The organism is Acinetobacter sp. ANC 5045 (assembly GCF_004331005.1).
Lineage (GTDB): Bacteria > Pseudomonadota > Gammaproteobacteria > Pseudomonadales > Moraxellaceae > Acinetobacter > Acinetobacter towneri.
On sequence record NZ_SJNS01000014.1, the window covers coordinates 57,647 to 83,396 of the forward strand.

Here is a 25,750-nt window from a genome sequence, read left to right on the forward strand (position 1 = left end):
ATGATTTTAAAAGTTTTGATTATTTTTTGATCCAAAATTAAATTTATTTAAATCAGATGCTTACATATTTATGCAACAAAGCCGGTACAAATACAGCTAGAACAACTACCTGAACGACATTGATATAACAACGGGATATCGTTTTCTAGGGCAGCATCAAGGATACTCGTATTGGGCTGAACTTGAAATTCTTTGGTTACACCATCTGAGAAGTTCAAGGTAACTTTATGCATGATAGAATTGCGGTCAGAACGATTGGCTTCGCTTTCAGTATGGGATGCATCAACCATGTTGTTATGACTCTGGCTATCTTCAAGAAGATTAGGGTTATGAACACATTCATCCATGAGCGTAATTCCTATTTAGTTTGCTTTTCACTCCCCATATAGTGGAAAAATTTTATCCTCAAGCGCGCTCCATCTAGTGCCTTTTTTATCCCAAAAATGCATAAATCAATTTAATTTAGATACTTTTGTATGAAAAACAGCTCAAGCTATTACTGATGGCTTTTTTGTGACCCAAAAAAAATCCACCCGAAGGTGGATCTCTAGGAAGTTCTATTTGTTCGAATATATTTTCAATATTGCGCTTTGATAGAAATACATAGTCTTAATCACGTATTGGCTAAATGAGCCTTTAGCTTCATTTCCTACAGTGCTACCAACTTGTGCAGACTTTACCATTGGAAGAATAAGCAACAAACAGATTGTTCCTATCATAAAAATACGGCTCAACTTTGGACTGTTACTGAAGAAAATCAGTGAGATCAAAGACAAGATATTTAGGATCAGGAAGAAAATCGAAAATGATAGCGCCACCATAGGCATCACAATCGCTTTATAAGCTCTTTTGGCATCAATTTCTTGACCCATGAAGATACGTTCAGCCTTTGGCTCAACTTGCCCTAGTTCAGGAATAAAATGGCGATATGCATCATATGTTTTGAACAATTTATTCGGCATACTTTGAATGAACTCAGCTTTCATTTCAGGCTGGTTAGGCTTGAAAACGACATTCTGTTTTGTAGTGTTGAAGATGTGTGATTTAACCGCTGCGTTATTGAAGAACTGGTCTTGAGTCATTAATGGTGGAATATAAACACCTGGTCCAAAGTTTAGGATCTCTGTATTCCATTTTTCTTGAATCTTTTGGCGTTTAGTTTGAATGATGAAACGGTGACCCCCTTTCTTTTCTTCAGCAAGTACATCATTCATCGCACTTTTGTATTGGTTCGAATACGATTCATAAGTACCAAATATCGTGATGAGTTCTTGATTCATTGGATCAGAAACATACTGTTTGTATAGCTTTGGATCTTCGATCAAGCATTCAGTAAATTTCATGACCGCTTGTTTGTATCCATCTTCAGCAAATGGCTTCGATAATTGAATATATGGGAAGAATGCTTTATCAAGCGCCGTGGTCACACCAAAACTATTCGGCGTTTTCACACATTGAGAAGCAACAGAAAAATAATGGTCACGTAGAATACTTTCTTTACGAGCAACATGATCAGCATCCATTTCTGGATTAATTATAACGTGATGCCCTTCTAATTTAGCTTTGGCACGAACCTTAAATTCCCACCACTTTAACCCGGCATATTCCGTTGCTCTATAGTCATCATAGAACGGAACAATCGTACCACTGGCTTGACTGATCAAAAGCGCTTTGCCCTGTTGTTCTTCACTGGAACTATCAACAATCCAATCAATGACTTGATTCTGAACAAAGAACGAAACCCCAATACAAACCAAGCCCAGTGCAATAAATGCCAAAACGAATTGCCATAGTTTGGTGAATAGTGGCAAAGCGAATTTTAATAGGATTAAACAGAGTCCAATGCCAGTGAAGGTCTTGCCCATTTGCTCGATTTGTTGAATTTCGAGCTTTGATGTCATCGTAGACATTTGATCAAAGATGAGGAGGTTAAAAAACACTTCCAAACATAGGTAGCCAATGGATAATGCAAAAAATAGAAAGATGCAGATTTTTTGCTGCATGGTCGCAGTCTTTAACAGATTTATCATGTGAAATAATTAGAAAATTAGTTAAAAAGTAACCCAAATATTGTGTTGCAACTTTGCTTAAAATGTAAGCTAGTACTTTATTATACGAGCCTGTAAATAATTTTGTGTAATTGCTTTTCATAAATTAAAGGTGATCACTTAGGCGGTCACCAAATTCAATAATAAAGCGGCTCATAGCTAAACGCCAGTCGCGAATAGGCATATTCCACTTTTGAGCTTGTCATATCGAGTAGCTATTCCTCTAAATTGCTTTGGCTCTAGACTAGCAGATTTACACTTAATTTTACCTAATGAGGCTCCACAACTCTGTTGCTAACTCATTAGGCTCCCTCATCCAACGCCATTCAGTTTCTTTAAGATGATAATCAAAGTACTCTTTTGATATACCGTTGAACTTTGCTAGCCTTCTTTTACAAAAGCTCCCGCTAGCCAATGATTCACTATTCTTATATAGGTTGAGTGAGTCATCTTGAACCGTACCGGGTTTGTCGGAGACTCAATATTCTGAGAGACTATTCCGATGAAAAAACCAAACTATACCCCCGAAATTAGAGAAAGAGCGGTTCAATTACTAATTGAATCTGAAAAAGATTATCCTTCTACTTGGGCAGCAATCACAGCTATTGCTCCTAAAATCGGTTGTACTCCTGAAACATTGCGTGTTTGGTATTTAAAGCATATGGATCAACTAAATCCTGCCAAAGTACAACAGATATCTGACCAAGAAAAAATGAAGCAAATGGAACGTGAAATTAAAGAATTAAAGCGTGCCAATGAAATTCTACGCAAAGCAGCCGCTTTTTTCGCCCAGGCGGAGCTCGACCGCCCTCACAAATAATGGTGGATTTTATCCATAATAAAGAGCTGTACGGAGTCGAGGCGATTTGTAGAATTTTACCGATCGCCCCTTCAACCTATTATCGGACTCTAGATCTCTGTGATGAGAAGCATTGCACGATCGAGGCATGCCAAAGAATGTGATTCATCATTCCGATAGAAGTGTTCAATATCTTTCTATTCGCTATACCAATCGTTTTGAAGCAGCAAATTTACGAGCATCAGTCGGTACAACGGGTGATTCATACGATAATGCTTTGGCTGAAACGGTGAATGGCTTATACAAAACAGAGGTGATTGAATATCTAAAAGCAGATTGGCAAGGTTTAGCACATGTACAACTTGCGACACTAAATTGGGTAGATTGGTTCAATAAAGAGCGTGTACATAGTGCACTAGGTTATGTATCGCCTTTTGAGTTTGAAGCAATGTACTATGATAAGGTTAACACGTTAGGTCAGGTGGCCTAACTTAAATAAAAAAGTCTCCGACTAACCCAGTACGGTTCAGTGCACGGTAGGGCTTACATACGCGAGGACGAAAGCTGTATTTCTTGGCGCAGTCGAGCAGTTTGGGATTCCATTTATGCTGCCCCTCCTGATAGGCATCCCGTTCAATCATGATCGTTTTAGCGTTATCAAACAGGATTTCTTGAGGTACTCCTGCAAAGAACTGAAATGCATTTTCTAGACCATCGATCCATGCATCGGTACGTTCATGATCATAAAATTTCACGAAAGTCGCTCTGGAATACCCTAATGTTGCGACAAAGGCTTTTAAAGTCGTGTTGTTGCGTCGAATTGTCGTGAAATCTACCTGCATTTGTTGGCCAGGTTGGGTTTGAAAACGAATGATCGGTTCCGGTTGAGCAGCTGGTTTTAATGTTGCAAGATATTCCCTCAAGATCCTGATCTTTCCTGGATATCCCAACCCTAAAATTTCCTGGTAGAGCACAACAGCAGGAATCCATTCAGGATGAGCTGCGTTTACACGTTGGAGTAAATAGGCTTTATATGGGTCAAGGATACTTATTCTAGGCTGTATACGCTGATACTGAGGTGTGGTGTTTTGCCGTAAATATTTACGTACGGTATTTCTGGACACCCCCAGTTCACGAGTAATAGCTTTAATAGATTTACCTTGCTGATGAAGTATTTGGATTGTCACTGCTTGCTCCAAAGTTAACATGTTGAGCAGTCCAAAATGACCGCTATATTAACCAAGGGGGGGCAGTTTTTAAATGCCATTAGGGGGTCATTTTTACACTGCCGCTAACAATGGTGACCGGCGCTTGATCGGCATGCAGCACCTGCTGTTGCAGCACCACCTCTTTTAAAGCATTGGCCAAAGGTTCCAGTTCCACACCGCAGCGACCAATCCAGTCAGATAAGGTCTTTCTCTTGTTTCTAGAAAGACCATGCTATCAGACCATATTAGAACTTTACTAAGTCACCTTTTAATGCCACCCCTGCTAATGCCGTACCTTTCGCACATTGGTAAGTCGTGGTGCTACGTGTTTCATTGGACTTATAGAAACTCACCAGATTGGTCACCGCATTGGCGCCTTTGGCTTTGGCTGTATTTTGAAATTGAATCAATGCCGAACGAAGTACATGATCACATGAACTTTCCGCAGATTTGGCAAAACCATTGGTCTTTTTATTGGTCACTAAGCCTTTTTCAATCACCTTACCGCCCGACTTGGTTCCCGCCAAATAAAATTTTACTGAACCATCCAAAACCCCATCAGCAACAGCACGGCTTACAGCTTCTTGGAAATTGAAATCATGCATTTGGTCAGCTGCATGTGCTGATGTAAATGCAGCTAGCCCCAGAATAGCTGTGAAGCCAAATTGCTTAATATTCATAGTAATTGCTCTCTTATTTAATTTAACGTTTTTGAAAGTTGTGTAAATACCGAATTATCTAAACGTGCCTTCCATGCCATCGCATTTTTATGAATTTTATTACCACGTTGATCGAGATTACGGCTACCTGTAATTTGTGAACTGACTTGATTACCTGAGATGAGATAGGTTACTTGTAAATAATGGCTACGACGGGTTAAACCCGCAACTACCTTTGTCTGATCTGCCTGTTCAACTACCCAACCAGTGCGCGCATTTTGCCCAACACCAAGTCGAATATTGTTCACAATATCAGCCGCAGTCGCATATTTTGCTGTCATTAATTGCCGCTGCGGATAATCAGAAATTTTTACAGTACTACAAGCTGTTAATCCCAGCATACTCACTGCTGATAAGATATATAGTGTTTTTTTAAACCCCATTTTTTACCCTCTGTTTCAGTTATGGTCTATATTATTTTTGAAAATTAATGATGTATTAATGCCACCAAAGGCAAAATTATTCGTCATAATAATTTTTGCTGACATCGGGCGAATATCACCACAAATATAATCTAATTCCGCACACGCAGGGTCAATGTTATCTAAGTTTAAAGTTGGCACGAATTGATTACGTTGCATCATTTCAATGCTGAGCCATGCTTCAATTGCACCACATGCACCTAAAGTATGACCAAAATAGCTTTTTAATGAACTGATTGGCTTTTGACCCAATATACGCACAGTTGCTTGTGATTCAGCAATATCACCCTGATCAGTCGAAGTGCCATGTGCATTAACATAATCAATATCCGCAGCAGTAAGCTGTGCATCTTTCAGTGCCAATTGCATACAGCGTCCCATCATCTCAGAATCAGGTCGCGTCACATGCTGACCATCAGTATTGCTACCATAACCGATGATCTCAGCATAAATAGTCGCTCCACGTGCTTGAGCATGTTCATATTCTTCTAAAATCAAACAGCCTGCACCTTCACCAACAACCAAACCATCCCGATTTGCATCAAAGGGACGCGGAGTTTTCTCTGGATGATCATTTTGAACGCTGGTCGCTAACAGTACATCAAACACAGCTGAACCCGCAGCGCTGAGCTCTTCTGCTCCACCTGCAATCATCACAGTTTGCTTGCCGTATTTAATCGCTTCATAAGCTTGTCCAATGGCCATCGAACCGGAAGTACACGCACTTGAGGTCGGCAGCGTTAAACCTTTTAGCCCAAAATACACCGTCATATTGACCGCGCTGGTATGTGACATCATACGAATGTAGGTCGTGGCATTGAGTTGACTCATATTATGCTCAAGCAACATGGTACCAAACTCACGCACAGCATCCACACTGCCCGCAGAAGAACCAAAAGCCACGCCTGCATCGCCACTTTTCAAGATATCAGCATGGAGTAAACCTGCGTCTTCCAATGCTTTTTCAGCACATACCGTGGACATTAAGGCAACACGCCCCATACCACGAGTAACTTTACGGTTAAAATGCTTCGGTACAGTAAATGACTCAACTGGGCCAGCTAATTTACTACGTAAATCAGGATAGATCTCCCAATCGGGCATATAGCGAATGCCACTTTTACCGAGTGTAAATTGCTCAAAAATTTGCTCTGCGGTTTCACCCAAAGAGGTAATCCCAGACATGCCTGTTACAACAACACGTTTCATTAGATCAGGCCTCCATTAATTGAAAGCACTTGGCGGGTGATATAACTGGCATCATCACTACATAAAAACTTTACCGCTTTAGCGACTTCTTCCACCTGCCCCATACGTTGCATCGGAATCATTTTCAAGGCATGTTCTTTGACTTCCTCTGTGACCATTTCGGTTTCTATCAAGCCCGGAGCCACACAGTTCACCGTAATTTTGCGTTTTGCCAACTCTAGTGCCAATGCTTTGGTCGCACCAATTAAGCCTGCTTTGGCAGCACTATAATTGACCTGACCACGGTTCCCCATAATTCCAGACACTGAAGATAATGTCACAATACGTCCACCCTTTTTCAAGCGGATCATTGGCATCATCAATGGTTTCAACACATTATAAAAACCGTTCAGAGAGGTCGAGACCACATCATCCCAGTCTTCATCAGTCAGTGCGGGGAAAGCACCATCACGGGTTAATCCTGCATTCAGCACTGCACCGTAAAAAGGACCATGCTGTGCTATATCTTGCTCTAAAATAGCGGCAATTTTTTCACGCTCATTCACATCGAACATCAGTACATGACTGGCCTGTCCAAGCGCTTGAATTTCCTGAGCCACCGCTTCGGCCTCAGACTGTCTTGAACGGGCATGGACCGTGACATCAAAGCCTGCCTTTGCCAACTCCAAAGCAATCGCTTTACCTATCCCACGACTCGAACCCGTGACTAAAATTCTTCTGTTCACACTAATCTTCCGATGATTTCATTCATATTTTCAGGCTCAAATACGCTCAACATGGCGCTGAACCGATGTTCTTGATATTCAATTTCACAATGAAACTGCCCCAAACCCTCGTGCAGATAACTTTGTTCTACTCGAATCCGCACGGTTGTGCCCAAACTAAAATAGGCACAAGGCAACTGCATTTTACGCGTTCCCAATAAAAAGCCAATTTTCGGTGGCAAGCCCTGAGTTTTTCCTTTATAACCGGCATAGACGCTAATGGTCTGCGCCATCAACTCAATGCTGCTCCAGGTGGGCAAGCCTTCTGGCTCACAAAACATCAAATCAGGTGTGATGTGAAGTTCTGCAATAGCAAATTCATCATTGGCTTCAATCAAATGGCTCACGAAAACCATCGGTTTTGCATGTGGAATAAACTGTACTGCATCCATCATGGTAAAGCCTTCCCAAAAATTAAACTGATATTACTGCCACCAAAAGCAAAAGAATTACTCATCGCATAGCGAATCGGTGCAGCTAAATGCGGTGTAAGCACATAGTTTTGCCCAGCCAAAGCATCGTCCAATTCATCTGCATGATGTAGCGGTAACCAGGATTGATCTAATAAAACCTGTTGGCAAATAAAAGCTTCGATTGCACCCGCGGCCCCTAGACAATGTCCTGTTTTATGTTTGGTGCTGCTTATGGCCACAACTGTATCTGAGAAAACGGTCTGTACCGCTTTAATTTCCATCGCATCATTTTGCGGTGTAGAAGTGCCATGTAAGTTCAAATATCCAATATCGCCTGCTTCAAGCTGTGCAGCGTCTAAAGCTTTTTGCATCGCCTCCGCAGCCCCTATTCCTTCTGGATGCGGTGCTGAAATATGCCATGCATCCATTGACTCGCCACTCGACAACAACATCACGGGGGCAGGCGCTTTGGACAGTAAAAACAATCCTGCCGCTTCACCAATATTAATGCCGTCACGGTTGGCTCCACAGGGCTGACAAATTCCGTTCGATAAGCTTTCTAAACTATCAAAACCATTTAAGGTTAGCTTGCATAAGGTGTCAACTCCACCTACTAAGACAGCATCAGCCAGATCTGCATTCAGCAGACGTTGCCCCGCCGCCAGTGCTTTAGCTGCCGAGGAGCAAGCGGTAGAAATGGTATAGGCTGGCCCTTCCCAGCCCAAATACTGTTGTAAGGCTTCCGCTAAACTGCCCATTTCTTGTTTTTGGTGCTGTACAGACTGCGGTACAGACTGTTGAAACTGGACTTTTAAGACAGACTCATTATCCGCGATGCCTGAGGTTGAAGTACCGACAATCACAGCAAGACGTTGTTTAGCAAACTGTGCTGTATAAGCATGAATTTCAGTTTCAATTTGCGCCAGAGCCGTCAGCGCAAAGCGTAGATTCCGTGAGTCTACACCGTTCAAGCTTTCAGGCACTGCTTGAACTAAGGTTTGATCACATGCACCGACCCAGACCGAACGCCCCGCAATCAGATCTCCTCGTTGCGATAGGGTATTTTCAGGGTTGGTCAAGGCATGTTGAAGCTCAGCGGCATTTTGTCCCAAAGCCGACAGCGCCGCACTGAACTGAATACCCACGGCTGAAACATGCTGTAGATTTTTAGTCATGATGGTCACCTTGATCATCTTCTAAAGTATTGCTCACCGTGCTGATCATCATTTGATAAGGCACTTGCAAATTATCCAGTTTAATTGCTCCTTCATTTTGCTGAATTTTCAACACGGGTTGCTGCTGTATATAAATGGTATCGTCTTTCTGCACGACCGCATTTTGAGCTGTATGTAAGGCAGCAAAATTTGGATATGTGGCATAGAGAATATCACGCACTACATAATCAAAAGGTAATCTTTTCATTGGATCAATGAGCTGTTCAGCTTCGACCTTTTGACCATCAAAACTGAGCTTAAACAACTGCTGTCCTGTGAGGCTCAGTGCCAACATGTCAAGCGACTGCCCCCGTTGTTGCTGATACAGTAAAAAGCTGAAACTCTGGGTTTTCCACTGTACTTCGATTTGATCTTGACGTTGATAATTTTGCGCAACCCACAGTGGGGTCGCGAGCCCCAGCGCCTTGGGAATCAAGCTTTGGCAGGCACTACAAAGCAGAGCACTGGCTAAAACCCAACTGACAGTTTTAAAACGCAGCTCAAGTTTCATCAGTTAGCGACTCTTTTTGCGGTTGTTCTTCTCGGCAATATTCGGCCAAAGTGCTCAAGCGTTGCTTGGCATTACGATGGATCGGGTTGCTTGCATCCCACGCATAACCTGCTAGCAAGGAAGCAATCATACGGCGGATTTTTTCATCCTGTTGAGTCGAAAATACCACATCCTGAAACTCACCTGAATACCATGATTCGACATAGGCACGGAACACTTGAATGCCTTTACGTAGCGGTTTTTCATATTGCTCCATCCAGTTTACCTTCTGACCTTGCAACACTTGCTCGACCAATGGCACAGCTAGACTAGACGATTTTAAGGCAATGGTTACCCCTGAAGAAAAGACAGGATCGAGGAACTCACCGGCATTGCCCAGTAACGCGTAGTTTTCAGATGCCAAATGTTTAACATCGGCAGAGTAGCCCACCAAAGTACGTACAGGAGTATCATGCTTAGCATGGCGCAATAAATGCGACAAACTGACATCATCGGCCAAAATACGTTTCTGTAAGGCTTCTAAATCATAATCTACACTGCCGTCATAGCCGTATTTTTCAAAAAAATCTTGCTCCGCCACAATACCAAATGAAGAACGCCCATCGGCAAAGGGAATCAGCCAATACCACGCACGGTGGTCTTTTTCATGCACGGTAATTAAAATTTTCTCGCGGTCAAACTCAGGATCATCCAACAAACCATCTTCAATATGGGTAAAGACCGCACGGCGCACTGGAAAGTCCGATGGACTTTCTAAGTCGAGAAACTTCGGCAAAATTCGGCCAAAACCACTGGCATCCAATAGAAATTTGCCTTGAATTTGGTAGTTGTTGCCTTGCTCACCTTTCACCGTCAAAATCGGTTGTGTAGATGCCACATCGACCGCCAAAACTTCATGACCAAAACGGATATCTGCGCCCATTTTTTCGGCTTGCTGTGCCAAAAGCTGGTCAAAGTTGGCACGTCTTACCTGCCATGTAGTGCCTGGACCTTCGCTAAACTTTTGAGTAAAGTCATAAAAACTGCGCTGCTTACCTCTTAAAAAAGCCGCGCCATTTTTAAACTGAAAGGCATATTCATCGGCATGTGCGCGAACGGTCTCCAACAAACCCGCTTCTTCCAAAAACACCATACACTGCGGCAATAAAGATTCACCAATGGAAAACCTCGGAAAATATTGCTTTTCGATGACCGTGACTTGGTAACCTTTTTGACGCAGCAAAGCTGCAGCCGAGCTGCCTGATGGTCCCGCCCCAATAATTAAAACATCTGTCTGTTGCTTGGTGCTCATTGCACTGTACCCTTTGACTCAGCTCTTTGGCTGATATTGTTGAACCACCACATGTTTCACATCGGAGGATGTAAAAAGTGTGGCATAAATAAATGAAAAAATAACGCCCAGCAACACTGTTAAGCCAAAACTGTGAATGGCATAAGTATGACTAAAGGACAGCAAACCAAAACCAAAGAACGTCGACATCATGCACAGAAACAAAGCCATACCCACCACTTGTGGATGATCATGTCCATGGCGGTAGAAAATCGCATAATCCACCCCAATTCCAATGATCAGGAAGGTACCCATAATGCTGAATAAATTAATCTCGACACCCAGCCATGCGTGAATCGCAAACGTGGTCATTAAGGCCATGCTGACAGGCAACACCAAAGGCAGAATGGATTTTTTGCCATACAGTGCCCCTAAGCCAATGGCTAAAATCAGCAAAGCGCTGAGTAATAGCCACTGTGCCTGCTCACGGTGTTGTTTAAACAATTCAGACAGTTGATGAACGGGGCGTAACAGTTGTACATCCGCATTTTCAAGCTGTTGCACGGCTTTGACGTCATGCACATTTTGCAGCATCACCAAACGTTGTGTCGGACTCATCTGCAAAAAATGCAGAGGATGATCTTTAAAGACCGCTTCGGTCAATAACGGTTGGTCTTTTAAATGCGCTTGCCAGTTTAAAATATCCGCTGCGTTGAGCTGCAACGCTTGCGCATATTCCACTAAAGCCGGCTGAGGAATCGCCTGTAACATTTCAACATTCTTTTTTTGCTGCTCAAGCGATGGAATCCACTGCCCTAAAGCTTGTACAGCATCCAACTTGCCAGCCTGTTGCAAGGACGCAAGCTCTGCCAGTAGTTGCTGTTCGCACTGCTCCAACTCTGCTGAGCTTCTGCCCTGTACCACAAAGTATTCGCTGCTTTGCTGCTGCATAAAACGTGAACGAATATATTGATCTTCCTGCTTTAAAGTGGCATCCATACTTTGTAAATTACGGATGTCATCATTGCTTTTCAGCAAGGTGAGACTACTACCCGTCACCAGTACAATCAATGCAATCATGCCATAACGTAGCTTGTTGTGGCTCTGCACATAACTACGCGCTTTGCCAATAAAGCCCAGTGCACGTATCGCAGGTTCCGCATTCAGCGCAGGCAAACGTGGCAGCAGTAAAATACTGGTCACCCATGCGGCACTCAGTCCAACCATAGAAAAGACTGCAATCTGTTTAAAGCCCGGAAATGGGGTAAAACTAAGCACCACATAGGCCAATAGCGTGGTCATTAACCCCACAAATAGACTCGGCAATAACGGCTTTAGAACAGTAAATCCATCGATCTGTCGGTGCTGAGACTGCATGGCCATGAAGTAAAATGAAAAATCGACACAGACCCCAATCAGACTGGCACCAAAGACCAGTGTCATCAGGTGAATTTCGCCAAAAACCCAATAGGTCACAGCAAAGGCCACCAAGCTGCCTGTGCCGACTGCAACCATTTCCGTCAGCATGGGTCGTATCGAACGGAAGCCAAACCAGACTAGAAGCAAAATCCCGATGGTCGAACCCACTCCAATGGTGGAAATTTCCTCTTTGGCAGAGTTAGTGCCGAACTGTGCAAACAGCAGCGTACCTGTCCAGTGCGGTTTGACCTGCAACTGGTTGAGTTGCTGATTGATATTTTGGATAAATGCAGCGGTCTGCTCTTGGTAGGCAATGTTATAGGGGCTGTTATTGAGCTGAAGTACCATCAGGCGCGAGATGCCCTGCTCATCACGAATCGTGGCAAAGCCCTGCTCTAAATTGATATCGGCATTGCTTTGTAAAGCACCTAACCCCACTGCATAGCGCGGAAACAACAGCAAAGGATCTTGCTTGAGCATTTCAGCCGTAATCGGCATGCCCGGACTCATCAGTTGTAATAAGCCCTGCTCCATCAACGCAGCATAGTCCTGCCCCTGCACAAGCTGCTGATCAGTCTTGGATAATAGCCCTGCTTTGTGCTGATACAGCGCTTGGGCAAATTGATCGGGGTCAAGCTGTGGACGAACAGGTAAAAACAGTTGACTTTGATTAGCTTGGGTTTTAAGTGCTCGTGTTGCCTGTTCTAATTGCTGATCCGTTTTGGCATCCAACACCACAAAAACTTTATCATTTAACTGCTGACTCACATATTGCTGTGCTTGTTCCAGATGAGCATCTTGATGAGCCTCAGGCAGCAAAGCAAAGATATTGGTTTCAATCTTAATGCCTTTATTCAGCCAAGCCGCGCCCAGTGCCAAAGCAATGACACACAAAATCAGTAACCAAAGGGCGCTAAACTTATTTTGCCAATTGGAAAAGCGCATTTTCCGCAGCCGTTAAAGTTTGAGGTTGAGCCGTTTGCTGACTAAAACGAATGACGGTGCGGTTATTGGCTTGTTCCAAAATCGTAATACGGTCCACATAACGCTGACCTTGCGCATCAACTTGAACAAAAAGCTTTTTAAATAGACTGCTTTTCGGCGTCAAGCTGACATTCCACTGCGTTGGGCTATAGTTGGCGGACACCACATTAAAGTTCTTAGCGAGTGCTGCTTCGTTACCCGACATAAATTGTAAAAACATCGTTGCAACAGAGCCATATGGAGTTTTGTCGACTTCAATTTGACTGGAAGTACGCTGCGTCTTTTGTATCAACTTACGCGGCGTCACCACCAAATCGGCTTTGACTGGACTTTGAATTTGCCACAGCACGCCTTGGTTTTTGCTGAACAGCACCGTGCCTTTAGACACATAAGTTTTATTCAGAGCTGCCAGTTTTTTCTGCTGCTCAAATTGAGCACGCACCACAGGCGTTACGCCAAGCTGAGCAAATACCTGCTTCAATTCAGTATTTTGTGCATTCGCTGTGGGAGCAAGCAAAGTCATCACACTGGCTGTACACGCAACTAAAATCATCTTAGAGAATTTGTATCGAATCATGCTTGCATTACTCCGCCTTAAACTCAGGCCATGCATTTAAACAATCCAACAACACCTGTGGGGATTGAAAACACATTTCACGTTTTTCAATATGAACTGCCACTTGCGAAGTAAAGCCCTTGGTCAACTTTCTACCCGAGACCGCATCAAAAATCAGATATTCAATTTTCAAGCGATTTTCCCACTCTTTCAAAACAGCGCGCACACGAATTTTCTGTTCAAATTCGATGCCTTGCACATAGCGCACATAGCTTTCAATGACAGGCCATGCATAGCCCGAGTCGCGCATTTGGTTATAGTTATAGTGAAATTGATCTAACAGTTTGCAACGTGCAATTTCAAAATATTTTAAATAATGCCCATGCCACACCACATGCATGGTGTCGACGTCATGAAAAGGCACTTCAATAATTACATCAGCATACATGCTCATTTCCTATAAATATTGAACAGCAATGCTGTCTAACAGTTCTAAATGATCAAAACGATTGACCAGCGTTTGAAGCTCTTGTTGCAAAGGACGATCTTCCGCTACGTAGGTGAAGCTCTGAAGCACCCAGTGTTGAAATGCTCTTAAAACAGGGCTGAGTTCTGTATCTACACCTTTAAGTTTAACTGCTTGAACTGCTGCACAACTGAGTGCTGCAATCACTTGTTCGGTCAGAGTAATGACACGGCTAGCATCACGTGCGGCAATGGTGCCCATACTGACTTTGTCTTGATTATGACATTCGGTTGAACGTGAGAAAATCGACGCAGCGAGTGTCTGTTTCAAGGCTTCTGCCGTCCATGCCGAAACCCCGATTTGCACTGCTTTAAAGCCATGATTCAACGGTAACCGCTCAGGACTTGAACCAGTTAAATTACGCGGTAAACCATTGTTCATTTTATAGTCCACCAACTGCGCCAACTGACGATCCATCAAGTCAGCAATATTCGCGATCATAATTTTCAGGCTGTCCATGGCTTGGGCAATATGCCCGCCATAGAAATGTCCACCATGCAGTACCCGCAGGTTCACTGGGTCAATCAAAGGGTTGTCGTTACTTGAATTCAGCTCATTTTCAATAAACTGACGCAGCCAGACTTTAGAATCTTCAAATACCCCAATCACATGCGGCGCACAGCGCAATGAATAACGGTCTTGCAAGCGTGAACTTTGGTGTTCGGTTTGTACTTCACTGTTTAACCAGTCGCGTAACTGCGCTGCAATATGTTGCTGTCCCGGATGTGGTTTTTGTGCAAACAGGACTTCATCAAAATGACTTGGATTACCCTCTAAAGCCAAAACATTCAATGCAGTAATTAAAGTACTGGCAAAAGAAATCTGTTCGGCTTTTTTATAATTCAGGCAGGCAATCGCAGTCATAACCGCTGTACCATTCATCAGGGCCAAACCTTCTTTAGGACGCATCACCAAAGGCTGCAAGCCTTTTTCGGCATACACTTGTGCAATCGGCACGATCTGGCCTTGATAGTACACATCGCGCTCACCGACCAATGCCCCAGCGATATAAGACAAAGGGGTCAAGTCACCACTGGCACCGACCGAACCCTCAGATGGAATCACCGGAATCACATCTTCATTCAGCATCCAGACCAACCGCTGCAACAAGGCATGCGAGACACCCGAATAGCCGCGTGCCAAAGAACATAAACGCACCACCACGACAGCACGTGCGGTAGTTAAGTCTAAGTTTTGCCCCATGCCGCAGCCATGAAAACGCGACAAATGCAGCGGCAGCTCATGCACTTGGTGGGCTGGAATTTCAATCAAGCACGAGTCTCCATAACCCGTGGTCACGCCATAAATGACGCCTTCGTCTTGCAACAGCTGATCGAGGAAATCTGCACCGCGTTGAATCAATGCTGTCCATTCAGCAGAGTTAGGCAATACCACCTGTTTTTCTTTACGCGCTACAGCCAAAACATCTTCAATACTGAGCGGAGTTTCCCCAACAATTAACACAAGACTTATCCTTTATTCCAAAAATTATAAAAATTAAACCATTGATAGGGCGCTCGTATGCAATGCTGTTCCAACAGTTGCACATACTGTCTTGTGGTCTGTTGCATGGCCTGTAAACGCTCTTTACGCGGCCAGTTCAACTGCTCCGCCACTTGATGAATATGCACTTCAAAATGTGTATCAACTCGATAGCAAAACACTGCCAACACAGGAGCTTTCAACAAACTGGCCAAAATCCATGCACCCTGTGGCCACAGCGCTTGCTCTCCTAAAAAAGCAACCGATTGTACACGATCTGACTGCACGGGTACGCGGTCTGCTGCCACAATCACCCATTCACCTTGATCCAACTTATCCTGTAAAATCATTGCTGTTTCAATTCCCAACTCATCCACCGAAACCAAATTAACATCGGCATGTTCATTCAGTTTTTTTAAAAATGCATTGAACTTGGTAGCATGTTTTTGATAAACCAACACATTAATTTTCTGCGGATGCTCTGCTTTGACGGCGCGCAGCAATTCAATATTGCCAAAGTGTGACACCACTATCACCGCACCTTTTTGATAGTGCGAACGAAAGTGCGCATGACCATGCAGCTTTAAGTTCTGCTCAGGAATATGCCCGAGCCAGCCCTCAATTTTATCTAAAATACATTCGCCAAATTGCATCAAATGCGTATAGCTGTGCCACAGCTGCGGCTCAGCCTGAAACGGCGACTGCGCACCTGCAAAATGATGCAGTTTTTTTAAGTACAACAGTGAAGCCTGACGCGCAGTATTGGAAAAGAGCCAGTACCATAAAATCACAAAGTATAAGATGACTCGGCACAGCCAACGCCCACCCAAACGGTAGAAACCCAGCATCAGCATTAGCGGTAACATCCCGCCCCGTTCTTTCACGGCGCTCCATTTCTGCATATATTTCTCTGACCACCTTAACCTTTGACTTTCTGATAAATCAGTTTGGGGAACCGCAGCAGCATGCCACCCAACAAGCGGCTGTGCGCGCGCGCCATGCCCAAATTGTCACGCCACACATCAAAATGTGAAATACCACCTTCAGGATAAATCACATGCGTGGGCAGATTAATAAACGGCACATTGTCCCATTTCAAACGCACTAAAATTTCCGAGTCAAAGCCCATCCGCGGTTGAAACTTGGCAGTGTTTAGAATGTTCACTGTCTGCGCTAGAGGATAGACACGAAAGCCACACATGCTGTCTTTAATCTCAAAAGACAGACTGTTAATCCACACCCAAATATGCGTTGCATAACGGCCATAGAGACGTTTTTTGGGAACAGTCGCATCAAAGATCGGCTGACCAATAATCATGGCTTCGGGGTGCTGGATAGAGGTGTCTAAAAAGCGTTGCACATCCTGCCAGTCATGTTGTCCATCGGCATCGAGTTGCAAGGCATGGCTATAACCGCATTGAAAGGCATGTTTGAGCCCCGTGATCACCGCCTGCCCTTTCCCTTGATTGTGGGTATGTTCAACCAAATCGACCCTTGGATAGTCCTGCGTAAGCTGATGTAATACCGCCGTACAATCGGCATCACTGCCATCATTCACCATAATGATGGGTAACTCAAAAGCGCTTAAATGTGACAGTAACGCAGCCAAATAATGTGGATGGTTATACACAGGAATCACAAAGCAGTGTTTCATTTTTTCTCTCGGCTTAAACGTCTGAAGGGATAGCAAACAGCAAACGTCCTGATGCCAATATTTTGTCATGATTTTTCAGCTCAAAACTGACCTTATGCGCTTTACGGCTGAGCACCAGTTCCACCGTATGATAGGGTTGGATCAGTCCTTGAAATTTTAATTGCTCAAAACCATTGCACCACAGTAAATCCACCCAATTTTGTTTGGCAAAATGCTGGATAAAACCAATTTGCCCTACGCCCGGATAAATCGGAAAGTTCGGAAAATGCCCTTTAAAGCATTCCAGCTCAGGCACAAACTCCAAAGCATAACTGATCTGCATATCCTGAGACTGCTGTGTCAATACCACAGGCAAGGTCATCGGCAGAAAGAGTGATTTTAAATACTGTTTATTCAGCTTCGATTGTGCATTTTGTGGCATTTGCGTTAAGAACCGCCACTGCCGCGGAATCGCGATACTTTCCAGCTTCTGTTGTAATTGTTTTTTCAGCTGTGCGGTAAAGGCAGCTTTGCCCTTTTCGATAAGCAGCACCCTTGCATCCACTGTCAGCACCGCTACCACCGCCAAAATCTGACGCTGTTCTTTTTCATGAATTAAAACATGGCACTGCTGTATTTCTGCCAACTCAGCGATTTTCACTTCAATCGCATCGAGACTTAACCGCTTTTCTTCCAGTTTGACAATACGGTCCAAACGCCCCAATAGTTGGAATGGACTTTTGGGATTATTTGCATCCACGACCTGCACTTTATCTCCAGTCAAAATCCAATCCATGCTAAAGGCATGATTGGTTTTAACGGCTAACTCTTGTTGCTCGGCGCAGTTAATTTCGACATTGGCAAAGGGAGTCCATAGCGCATCATCTGCCTGACGGTGAGCAATCCCGCCTGTTTCAGAACTACCAAACACTTCGGTAATGGGACGGTTCAGCAAAGGACGCACGCCTGCATCCAACTTTCCACCAGAGGAATAGACCCGATGGCAGTCTTGCAACACTACATCTGTGGTCCAGCGCTTCAACAATGCAGGACTTGAAATGAGGTAATTGGGCAGTTGCAAATGGGCAATTTTCTTTTGAAGATCAACCACATCTTCAGGGAAAGCCAATTGTTTCTGATAGAAACTGCGTCCACTGGCTAAAGGCCACAACAACTTAAACAGCAAACCATAAATATGCTGATGGCTCACCGTAGCAATCGCGATCGCCTGCTCAGGCAAATCAAAACTGGCTTCTAAACCACAGACTTCATTGAACAATTGTTGCAAGGTGCGCGGAATCTTTTTCGGCTGCCCTGTTGAGCCCGAAGTATAAAAATACAGCTGTGCCTGATTGAGAAAGGTAGCATCAAATTGAAGCTCAAAAGTTGGCGTGGCTGTCGACGGCAAACGTTGTAAAAAATAAATCTGCTGTTCAGCCAATTCTTTTTCTAAGTCACTGACCCGATGCGGCGGCAACAGCACTTGCTTACCTGCTTGTAAGGCTGCAAACAACAATACTAAAAACTCATAACTGTCTTCTTGCCAAAGCGCCCATACTGGCTGTTCCAACTGCTGAATTTGCGTAGCCTGTAAAGCTACATCCAACCAAAAAGTGTGAAAGGAAACAAAACTTGAGTCCGCATGAATACACAAGGGACGCGATGAATGGAGATGGTGTTGAAAATGACAAGACATAAAATTTGTTTTTAAAAACCGTATTTCTAATCGCTATAGTTCGAGACCACTGTTTCAGCTGCCCTGACGGAAATGCTGTTATTTCTGTGCCTGATGCAGTCGTTGCTGGCGTTTACGCAACACAAATTCACCCAGCAATAATCCACCCATCAAGACATAAGAGATCAAGCCGTTATACATCACCCAAATTTTCATCGGTGCAAAGAAAACAGTGATCAGGGCAATGACCGCATTGATGCAAAAAAAACCACACCAAACTTTGGTCACTTGACGGGTCCATTCGACTCCTTCTTCTGGCAGATTAGGCTCTGCCAAACGTGCAAAACGCTCAATCATTGAAGGCGGTCGAATCAAGGTGCTGGCAAAAATAAACAGCGCCCCAAGACTCATAAAGACAGGATAGAGTTTAAGCCACGCATGATCTTTTAAAATCAAACTCAGCCCGCCACATAAAATGGCAAAACCTGTCAATGGCCACAGCAGGGCATTGCCCTTACTCAAGAGACGTAAAATGCCCAGTACAATCAATACCGCACTGACCCAGACATACTGTCCATGTGCCAAAGCATAAGCGACAAAAAAAGGATAGAGGATCAAACCGATCCCTGCTACCCCTTTTAAGATGTTGTTCATGCAACTGACATATTCTGAATCACGACCACCACATCTTGAATGGTGCGCACATTTTTAAAATCTTCAGGGTTGACTTGTTTGCCTGTCAACTCTTTAATTTTTACCACCAAATCAATGGCATCAATACTGTCAACATCGAGGTCTGAAGCTAGGTTTGACTCTAATTGCACATCTTCAGGCGCAATTTCAAACAACTCTTCCATCCATTCACGTAATTTTTCTAACACGGTTTCTTGTGCAAGCATAGCAACCTCTTATGCTGTTTTCTGTGCTTCAACCAAAGCCACTAAGCTTTGAATTGATTTAAAATGTTCTTTGGTTTCTGCAGACTCTGCATTCAAATGAATGCCATAACGTTTTTTCAATGCCAAGCCTAATTCAAGGGCATCAATCGAGTCCAAACCTAGACCATCGCCAAACAAAGGCGCGTCTGTATCAATGTCTTCAATACTGATGTCTTCAAGGGCAAGGACATCAATAATCATTTGCTTTAATTCATCAGCAAGATTCGTCATTTAGGGATAACTCTTGGTTAAAAAACCATTGTAATTGTTGATTTAATTGACGTACATTTTTTGGATTAACCGTTACGTCATCCAATACGTCTTCCACTTGGATCGCATCCAAGACTTTTACATGGATATGAAAAGGCTGTTCTGGAATGTGATACCATTTTTCATTTTTGGTGAGTGTAGAGGGCGTACAGCTAATTAGCACAGGCCGAATCGGTACCCCTGCCCTTAGTGCAATATTGGCTGCGCCGCGCTGAAACTCATTCAACTTCTCACCTTTGGCCGTCCGTGTTCCTTCAGGAAAGATGAGCAACGAGGCAGCATGGTCTTGTTGTAGTTTATGTACACAGTCCTGAATAAATTGTTCAGAACCCGCATTTAAAATATAGCCCGCACTTTGCACAGGACCTTTGGTAAATGGATTTGACCACAGTGCCTGCTTAACGACACAGTTTGCTTGCTCCATTAAACCAATTAAAACCACCACGTCAATCAGTGTCGGATGATTGGCAATCACCAACTCCTGTTGACTGTTTTTTAATTTCTCTAAACCTTCAACCGTATAAGTCATAATGCCCAGTTTCACCATCATTTCGGTGAAACCTTTAAAACTGTGTTTAATCACCTTTTGAGTGCGCTGTTTTCGGACATCCAGATCAGACGAACTCAGCTTAACCAGAGGGGCAATCAAACCGCCAATCGCCACACCGCCTAAGCCAAAGCTGGCAAAGCTAAATCCTGTCGCCCCAACCCGCCATGCATAGTTGGCTTTTTGCTTGATTCGATTTAATTTCAGCATTTCGTCCACGCTTCAGATTCAGTTTGCTCAGGATTAGTCCAAAACGTGTTAAATGCTAAAGCTTGCTGATAGGCTGGCGTTGCATTCGTATGCTTTGGCATCAATATCAAATTTGCAGGCGCTAATGAAATCATCGCTGCCATCGCAAAAGCAGAAAATGGCTGATGCTCGATATACATTTCAGGCAAGGCTTCATCATAATACACCAGCAAAACCTGACAGGCTTCTGGCCTTGTTTTTAACCATGCATAAGCTTCAATCAACCCATCATTCCACGAACCTGCCAAACTGGTCGCAGGTGTCGCATCCTGACATAAAATAGAATATAAGCCTGAAATTGCATTATGTACCGAGGTTGAAAATTGAGTCGGTGAAGGCGTTTGCCCTCTCAAGACATCTTCTAATATATTCAGCGTTTTGGCTTCATCACCATATTGCGACACCCAAACAATATAATCGACATTGCAGGCATCTAAAGCTTGTATGGCACAATTCAAAGCCAGTTTTGCCAGACGAGACAAACGTCGGCGTTGCATCGCAGGAATGTATTCTATAGCTGATAACTTTTGATCAATCGAACTTAGATTTAAGTGGGATACGTGGAGTTGCATCATCGTGATCAGTGTTTAAAAAATTGACAAATTATCAGGTTCGCAATTATAGCACCGTGTCAAATTTTTCACAAAATTTAACAAAACTACGTTGTTTTCAAAAAGGCTTTGTTGCACAAAGATTTCATAACTATATGATTTTAAAAGTTTTGATTATTTTTTGATCCAAAATTAAATTTATTTAAATCAGATGCTTACATATTTATGCAACAAAGCCTATGTTGCACATATTTTTCATCTATTTTCAATGTTGTTCGATTCACTGGAAAATTAAAATCTATGCCATCAACATGTGATCTAGCTCTTTCAGTAGAATACCCAACTTTACCAATATAGAAGTCCATTGCTTTGTGATGATCGAAGTTAGATGCGTTTCTTGCCTCTTGACTAACTTTAATATTCTCTAAAACTTTCTTAGCCTGTTTCGTATCATCAAATTTTGCTATTACTTTTCCAGTAGCTTTACTTACTATTCCAGCCCCTTTACCAACAGGAATTAATTCATATATTTCTGTAGGAACTATGATCATTGCTAATTCTTTCGAATTATTAATGATCCTTTGCCCTGTCCATTCACTACACTGTCCAGCGGAAATACCACTTTGTTTACAAAGGTCATTGTATTGTTCAGATTTTTTCTTGGCATAAGCACCAGCAATGGAAGCATTATTATCAACCGCATTCTGAGCACTTTGCCCAGTCTGAAGTGTAGAGCCGATATCACCTGTCGTTGCACCTACACCAGATGGGTAATCCTCCCATAAATAACCGAAGTTAAAAGTAGAGGTTAAGCAGCCATTAGAGGTGGCTTTCCTTTGTTAGCTTGATGTGGTCTTTCATGGTTGTAATGCCACAACCAGTTTGTTGCATAATCTTGTACTTCATCCAAAGTATCAAATAAATGCTTGCTCAGCCAACTATAACGTATGGTCCGATTATAGCGTTCAATATACGCATTCTGCTGTGGCTTACCCGGTTGAATATATTCAATACGAATACCGTGCTCAGTAGCCCAGCGCACAAATTCGTGACTGATAAATTCGTGACCATTATCGCATCGGATCACTAACGGTTTTTCTCTCCACTCCAGCAATTGATTCAACGTACGAATAACCCTGATTGTGGGCAATGAGAACCCTGCTTCAATGGCTAGGCCTTCGCGGCGGTAATCATCAATCACATTCAATAATCGAAACTTGCGACCATCGGAAAGCTGATCATGCATAAAATCTAATGACCAAACCTGATTTTCTCGGATTGGTTCTTTCAATGGTTCAGGCGCATGCCGTTTTAGTCTTCTTCTCGGTTTAATACGCAGATTCAGTGCCAACTCACAGTAAATGCGGTAAACCCGCTTGTGATTCCAGCAGCAACTCTCAACATGCCGTAAATACGAGAAGCACAAACCAAGGCCCCAATCGGAATTTTCCTCAGTGAGTTCAATGAGCTGTTCAGCAATGAGTGCATTGTCATCGCTGAGTTTGGCTTGATAGCGGTAGCAGGTTTCACTAATGCCAAATGCTTTACAAGCCAAACGAATACTAATGGCATGCTGGGCAACTGCCTGTTGTGCCATCTTACGCCGGCAAGATGGCTTTACCCTTGCGCAGCAGTGCTGCTCATTGCCATCGCTTCCTGGATGATTTCGGCCTTTAATCGCTCTTCCGCATACATCTTTTTAAGTCTGGTATTTTCGGCTTCTAGCTCTTTCAGTCGAGCCATTAATGATGTATCCATACCACCATATTTGGTACGCCATTTATAAAAGGTAGCATTACTCATGCCGTGTTCACGACAAAGGGTGGCTACAGGTGTGCCAGACTCCGCCTGTTTTAAAATGGATATGATCTGGCTGTCAGTAAATTTAGATGTTTTCATGCAGAATCTCCTGCTCGTATCTTAAGAGAAAATTCTACTTTTAGATCCTATTATTTTTAGGGGGGATTACCTCTTGACCTTAACAAAATTAATCATTATAAGGAGTTTCTTCTAATATTTGATTAATACGTGTCTCCGTAATATTTCCCCACTCTTTTTTTAAAACTTTAAAAAGTTCAATTTCCTTCTTAAATATTAACCTTCTACTATCAAAACCTTTCGCCCTATTTTCAAGCTCGTATTGACTTGCCAAAAAAAATATAACATCAGACATTATCCAATATAATAATACGTCTATGTTAGCCGTTCTTCTACGTTCTAGCTCCATCCCCCTCTCTTCCACAATATACAAATATTCATTATTATTAATTTTAATATATGGAGTGCCATCTGGCTGAGGAGATGGATAGATTTTTAAAACATCTTTAGGAGCATTTATAATGCTCCCATACTCATATATTTTCTCTTGAATTTCGTTAAAATTAAGCATCATTTAATCTCTTTAATATAGCCTTTTTCTATTAAACATTGAACATTAACTCTCTGTCCTACATTTGGTAATATCTGAATACCGCCACCCTTTTGCCCAAATGCTGGAGCAATCTCACCTTTAATAATAGATAATGGCTTTATTACTTCATAATGATAAACTTTTGCCGATGCCGATCCAGAAGCTAATGCTCTTGCCTCGTATGGTGTTCCTGCAGGAGCTAAAAAGCTACCCGTTGGCTCTCCAACTCTATCTAATTTTGCTCCAACTTCTAATGTGCTTTCAATTTTTTTAACTTAAATCAATCTCCATACCTTTATGTAAGCCTTTACAACACTCTAAAACATATGAATAAATCTTTTCTGGTTCTGAATAAACATATTTTGAATAATTTACTGGTAACCAATAATATATTTCATAATCACTTTTCCTATTACTGGTAGGAACAAGAAAAGATACGTAATATTTCTCTATGCTTTCTTCTACTCCAATACTAAATTTTAAATTTCTTGATATATAAATATCTTTAAAATTATAATCCATTTCAATTTCCTATTTTTTTCACTTTTAACAGGCTTTGTTGCACAAAGATTTGAAATGCAAAGCGCCCCTAATTGAGCCAAATTTAAGGCGTAACTTGGGTAAGTGGTCGACCTAATTCCGTAAATCTGTTAAGGACTGCTACACGTGCATGAATTTCATTCACCTGACTAGGAAAGCTTCTTGCCATTAATTTATCGCCTAATAATTTGATGCAATGCATCTTGGTTTCCACCAAACTTCGGCGATGATAGCCTGACCATTTTTTCCATAATGTCCTGCCTAAACGTTTAACTGTTCGAAGTAATTCATTTCGCTCTAGCGATCTACTCTTTGTATCTTTCCATGGTTTCGCATTTTTTTTAGGTGGAATCACCGCATATGCTTGCCGATCTGCAATGACCTGACGGCATTGCTTGGTGTCATAAGCTCCATCGGTATAAACAGAGTCAATCTGCTCATCTTGTGGAATCTGATTAAGTAAATCACCAAGCACCTGTGAATCACTGACATTATTGGTTGTGAGCTGAATAGCGCGTATTTGTAGGGTTTTGGTATCTATACCAATATGTAGTTTACGCCATTGGCGACGATATTCAGCTCCATGTTTCTTGCGTTTCCATTCGCCCTCACCTAGAAACTTCATGCCTGTAGAGTCTACGAGTAGATGCAGCCCATCGCTACTTTTTTGGTAGCTGATTGCAATATCAATATGCTTTTGTCTTCTACAAATGGTGGAATAATCTGGTGCTGTCCAATTTAATCCGCAAAGTTTAATCAGACTTTGCACAAAGCCAGTGACCATACGTAAAGACAGACGGAATAAGGATTTAATCATTAAGCAGCATTGGATGGCTGCGTCGGAGTAGGTTTGATTTCGCCCTTGTTTGCCTTTTGATGGCGCATACCATTGCGTAGCAGGATCAAACCAAATGGCAATATTTCCGCGACTCATGAGTGCTCGGTTATATGCGGGCCAATTGGTTGTGCGGTAGATTTTGTGTGTAGGCTTCTTCATTTGAAAATTATATCGCTGAAAAACCCTTTACAGATAGGTTTGTGCAACAAAGCCGTGCAGGACTATACAACTGACTGGCAGTACTTTTATAATCATGAACGACCTCATAAGTTGACAAAAATAACTAATCATGCGAAAAAGTTTTTTTAGTTAACAGATGTTCACACATGCCTCGAATTGTTTCTGTACCACTTAGTTTAGAACAGCGAGAACGACTCATTTTTCTGGCCAAGCATGCAAAACATTGGCGTGAAAGACAACGTGCCCAAACTATTCTCTGGCTTTCTGAAGGTAAAAGTGTTGCGGAAGTTGCCACTCTACAAGAACGTATCCCAGAAACCATAAGGCTACAACGCCGACGTTGGGAATTGTATGAGTTTGAATCGATTAAAGAAG

Annotated in this window: 27 protein-coding genes, 6 pseudogenes and 1 other annotated feature; of the genes and pseudogenes, 2 read left to right on the forward strand and 31 right to left on the reverse strand. The window is 42.8% G+C overall.

The genetic code is table 11. From position 1 onward, the window contains the following. Nucleotides 1–68: 68 nt before the first annotated feature. The 3 genes and pseudogenes from E0H79_RS11200 to E0H79_RS11210 all read right to left on the reverse strand — a co-directional run. Nucleotides 69–290: a 2Fe-2S iron-sulfur cluster-binding protein gene (locus tag E0H79_RS11200; RefSeq protein ID WP_228258788.1), complete on the reverse strand. Its 222-nt coding sequence runs from the start codon at nucleotides 288–290 to the stop codon at nucleotides 69–71. 267 nt (nucleotides 291–557) lie between these two features. Continuing rightward, nucleotides 558–2,003 carry a hypothetical protein gene (locus tag E0H79_RS11205; RefSeq protein ID WP_131261649.1) on the reverse strand — a complete coding sequence of 482 codons (1,446 nt, stop codon included), beginning with the start codon at nucleotides 2,001–2,003 and terminating at the stop codon, nucleotides 558–560. A 310-nt stretch (nucleotides 2,004–2,313) separates the two neighbouring features. Further along, nucleotides 2,314–2,451: pseudogene (locus E0H79_RS11210) on the reverse strand (IS1595 family transposase); the annotation flags it as partial. 99 nt (nucleotides 2,452–2,550) lie between these two features. Between E0H79_RS11210 and E0H79_RS11220 the strand changes: the two are divergent. After that, nucleotides 2,551–3,337, forward strand: a pseudogene (locus E0H79_RS11220) (integrase core domain-containing protein). Then, nucleotides 2,826–2,939 (forward strand) — a sequence feature (AL1L pseudoknot). (Overlaps the previous pseudogene by 114 nt.) 40 nt (nucleotides 3,338–3,377) lie before the next feature. Here E0H79_RS11220 and istA read toward each other — a convergent pair. The 28 genes and pseudogenes from istA to E0H79_RS11360 all read right to left on the reverse strand — a co-directional run. Next, nucleotides 3,378–4,055: pseudogene (gene istA / locus E0H79_RS11225) on the reverse strand (IS21-like element ISAba8 family transposase); the annotation flags it as partial. Nucleotides 4,056–4,140: 85 nt separating this feature from the next. Continuing rightward, nucleotides 4,141–4,266 (reverse strand): annotated as a pseudogene (locus tag E0H79_RS11230) (IS66 family transposase); the annotation flags it as partial. 34 nt (nucleotides 4,267–4,300) lie between these two features. Continuing rightward, nucleotides 4,301–4,735 carry a hypothetical protein gene (locus tag E0H79_RS11235; protein WP_005090826.1) on the reverse strand — a complete coding sequence of 145 codons (435 nt, stop codon included), beginning with the start codon at nucleotides 4,733–4,735 and terminating at the stop codon, nucleotides 4,301–4,303. 17 nt (nucleotides 4,736–4,752) lie between these two features. Beyond that, the gene (locus E0H79_RS11240) at nucleotides 4,753–5,115 is read right to left on the reverse strand and encodes a hypothetical protein (RefSeq protein ID WP_227515218.1); all 363 of its coding nucleotides are present in this window, start codon (nucleotides 5,113–5,115) and stop codon (nucleotides 4,753–4,755) included. 57 nt (nucleotides 5,116–5,172) lie between these two features. Continuing rightward, nucleotides 5,173–6,405, reverse strand: a complete 1,233-nt coding sequence (locus tag E0H79_RS11245; protein ID WP_005090830.1) for a beta-ketoacyl-ACP synthase — start codon at nucleotides 6,403–6,405, stop codon at nucleotides 5,173–5,175. Next, nucleotides 6,405–7,130: a 3-ketoacyl-ACP reductase FabG2 gene (locus tag E0H79_RS11250; protein ID WP_005090831.1), complete on the reverse strand. Its 726-nt coding sequence runs from the start codon at nucleotides 7,128–7,130 to the stop codon at nucleotides 6,405–6,407. The genes E0H79_RS11245 and E0H79_RS11250 overlap by 1 nt, the downstream gene beginning before the upstream one ends. Then, nucleotides 7,127–7,564, reverse strand: a complete 438-nt coding sequence (locus E0H79_RS11255; protein ID WP_131261650.1) for a 3-hydroxylacyl-ACP dehydratase — start codon at nucleotides 7,562–7,564, stop codon at nucleotides 7,127–7,129. Before E0H79_RS11255 ends, E0H79_RS11250 begins: the two co-directional genes overlap by 4 nt. Beyond that, nucleotides 7,561–8,757 (reverse strand): beta-ketoacyl-[acyl-carrier-protein] synthase family protein, encoded by a 1,197-nt coding sequence (locus E0H79_RS11260; protein WP_131261651.1) that lies wholly within the window; start codon nucleotides 8,755–8,757, stop codon nucleotides 7,561–7,563. The genes E0H79_RS11255 and E0H79_RS11260 overlap by 4 nt, the downstream gene beginning before the upstream one ends. Beyond that, nucleotides 8,750–9,307: a DUF3261 domain-containing protein gene (locus tag E0H79_RS11265; protein WP_131261652.1), complete on the reverse strand. Its 558-nt coding sequence runs from the start codon at nucleotides 9,305–9,307 to the stop codon at nucleotides 8,750–8,752. The genes E0H79_RS11260 and E0H79_RS11265 overlap by 8 nt, the downstream gene beginning before the upstream one ends. Further along, entirely contained in the window at nucleotides 9,297–10,598 is a 1,302-nt protein-coding gene (locus tag E0H79_RS11270) for an NAD(P)/FAD-dependent oxidoreductase (protein ID WP_131261653.1), read from the reverse strand. Before E0H79_RS11270 ends, E0H79_RS11265 begins: the two co-directional genes overlap by 11 nt. A gap of 18 nt (nucleotides 10,599–10,616) precedes the next feature. Continuing rightward, complete coding sequence (locus E0H79_RS11275; protein WP_005090841.1) at nucleotides 10,617–12,941, reverse strand: MMPL family transporter; 2,325 nt, start codon at nucleotides 12,939–12,941, stop codon at nucleotides 10,617–10,619. Continuing rightward, nucleotides 12,916–13,503 carry an outer membrane lipoprotein carrier protein LolA gene (locus E0H79_RS11280; protein WP_228128499.1) on the reverse strand — a complete coding sequence of 196 codons (588 nt, stop codon included), beginning with the start codon at nucleotides 13,501–13,503 and terminating at the stop codon, nucleotides 12,916–12,918. The genes E0H79_RS11275 and E0H79_RS11280 overlap by 26 nt, the downstream gene beginning before the upstream one ends. A gap of 61 nt (nucleotides 13,504–13,564) precedes the next feature. Then, the gene (locus E0H79_RS11285) at nucleotides 13,565–13,984 is read right to left on the reverse strand and encodes an acyl-CoA thioesterase (protein ID WP_005090845.1); all 420 of its coding nucleotides are present in this window, start codon (nucleotides 13,982–13,984) and stop codon (nucleotides 13,565–13,567) included. 9 nt (nucleotides 13,985–13,993) lie between these two features. Continuing rightward, the gene (locus E0H79_RS11290; RefSeq protein WP_131261654.1) at nucleotides 13,994–15,526 is read right to left on the reverse strand and encodes an HAL/PAL/TAL family ammonia-lyase; all 1,533 of its coding nucleotides are present in this window, start codon (nucleotides 15,524–15,526) and stop codon (nucleotides 13,994–13,996) included. 5 nt (nucleotides 15,527–15,531) lie between these two features. After that, a complete protein-coding gene (locus E0H79_RS11295; protein WP_104500148.1) occupies nucleotides 15,532–16,446 on the reverse strand; it encodes an acyltransferase in 915 nt (304 codons plus the stop codon). Between the two features lie 17 nt (nucleotides 16,447–16,463). Then, nucleotides 16,464–17,198, reverse strand: a complete 735-nt coding sequence (locus tag E0H79_RS11300; protein ID WP_070153995.1) for a glycosyltransferase family 2 protein — start codon at nucleotides 17,196–17,198, stop codon at nucleotides 16,464–16,466. A gap of 13 nt (nucleotides 17,199–17,211) precedes the next feature. Then, entirely contained in the window at nucleotides 17,212–18,873 is a 1,662-nt protein-coding gene (locus E0H79_RS11305) for an AMP-binding protein (protein WP_131261655.1), read from the reverse strand. A gap of 78 nt (nucleotides 18,874–18,951) precedes the next feature. Then, nucleotides 18,952–19,506 (reverse strand): septation protein IspZ, encoded by a 555-nt coding sequence (locus tag E0H79_RS11310; RefSeq protein WP_005090850.1) that lies wholly within the window; start codon nucleotides 19,504–19,506, stop codon nucleotides 18,952–18,954. Then, nucleotides 19,503–19,751, reverse strand: a complete 249-nt coding sequence (locus E0H79_RS11315; RefSeq protein WP_005090852.1) for an acyl carrier protein — start codon at nucleotides 19,749–19,751, stop codon at nucleotides 19,503–19,505. The genes E0H79_RS11310 and E0H79_RS11315 overlap by 4 nt, the downstream gene beginning before the upstream one ends. 9 nt (nucleotides 19,752–19,760) lie before the next feature. Next, nucleotides 19,761–20,021 carry a phosphopantetheine-binding protein gene (locus E0H79_RS11320; protein ID WP_005090854.1) on the reverse strand — a complete coding sequence of 87 codons (261 nt, stop codon included), beginning with the start codon at nucleotides 20,019–20,021 and terminating at the stop codon, nucleotides 19,761–19,763. Next, nucleotides 20,005–20,826 carry a lysophospholipid acyltransferase family protein gene (locus E0H79_RS11325; RefSeq protein ID WP_373683873.1) on the reverse strand — a complete coding sequence of 274 codons (822 nt, stop codon included), beginning with the start codon at nucleotides 20,824–20,826 and terminating at the stop codon, nucleotides 20,005–20,007. Before E0H79_RS11325 ends, E0H79_RS11320 begins: the two co-directional genes overlap by 17 nt. Beyond that, the gene (locus tag E0H79_RS11330; protein ID WP_075166810.1) at nucleotides 20,811–21,431 is read right to left on the reverse strand and encodes a beta-ketoacyl synthase chain length factor; all 621 of its coding nucleotides are present in this window, start codon (nucleotides 21,429–21,431) and stop codon (nucleotides 20,811–20,813) included. The genes E0H79_RS11325 and E0H79_RS11330 overlap by 16 nt, the downstream gene beginning before the upstream one ends. A gap of 191 nt (nucleotides 21,432–21,622) precedes the next feature. Continuing rightward, nucleotides 21,623–21,958: a hypothetical protein gene (locus E0H79_RS11335; RefSeq protein ID WP_131261657.1), complete on the reverse strand. Its 336-nt coding sequence runs from the start codon at nucleotides 21,956–21,958 to the stop codon at nucleotides 21,623–21,625. A gap of 257 nt (nucleotides 21,959–22,215) precedes the next feature. Further along, a pseudogene (locus tag E0H79_RS11340) lies at nucleotides 22,216–23,306 on the reverse strand (IS3 family transposase). An 88-nt stretch (nucleotides 23,307–23,394) separates the two neighbouring features. Further along, nucleotides 23,395–23,799: an Imm63 family immunity protein gene (locus E0H79_RS11345; protein ID WP_131261658.1), complete on the reverse strand. Its 405-nt coding sequence runs from the start codon at nucleotides 23,797–23,799 to the stop codon at nucleotides 23,395–23,397. Continuing rightward, nucleotides 23,796–24,083: a TNT domain-containing protein gene (locus tag E0H79_RS15620; RefSeq protein ID WP_131261663.1), complete on the reverse strand. Its 288-nt coding sequence runs from the start codon at nucleotides 24,081–24,083 to the stop codon at nucleotides 23,796–23,798. Before E0H79_RS15620 ends, E0H79_RS11345 begins: the two co-directional genes overlap by 4 nt. A 4-nt stretch (nucleotides 24,084–24,087) precedes the next feature. Beyond that, nucleotides 24,088–24,339, reverse strand: a complete 252-nt coding sequence (locus E0H79_RS11355) for a hypothetical protein (protein WP_131261659.1) — start codon at nucleotides 24,337–24,339, stop codon at nucleotides 24,088–24,090. An 82-nt stretch (nucleotides 24,340–24,421) separates the two neighbouring features. Next, nucleotides 24,422–25,354 carry an IS5-like element IS17 family transposase gene (locus tag E0H79_RS11360; RefSeq protein WP_131261660.1) on the reverse strand — a complete coding sequence of 311 codons (933 nt, stop codon included), beginning with the start codon at nucleotides 25,352–25,354 and terminating at the stop codon, nucleotides 24,422–24,424. A 167-nt stretch (nucleotides 25,355–25,521) separates the two neighbouring features. Here E0H79_RS11360 and E0H79_RS11365 point away from each other — a divergent pair. Further along, nucleotides 25,522–25,750 (forward strand): annotated as a pseudogene (locus E0H79_RS11365) (helix-turn-helix domain-containing protein); the annotation flags it as partial.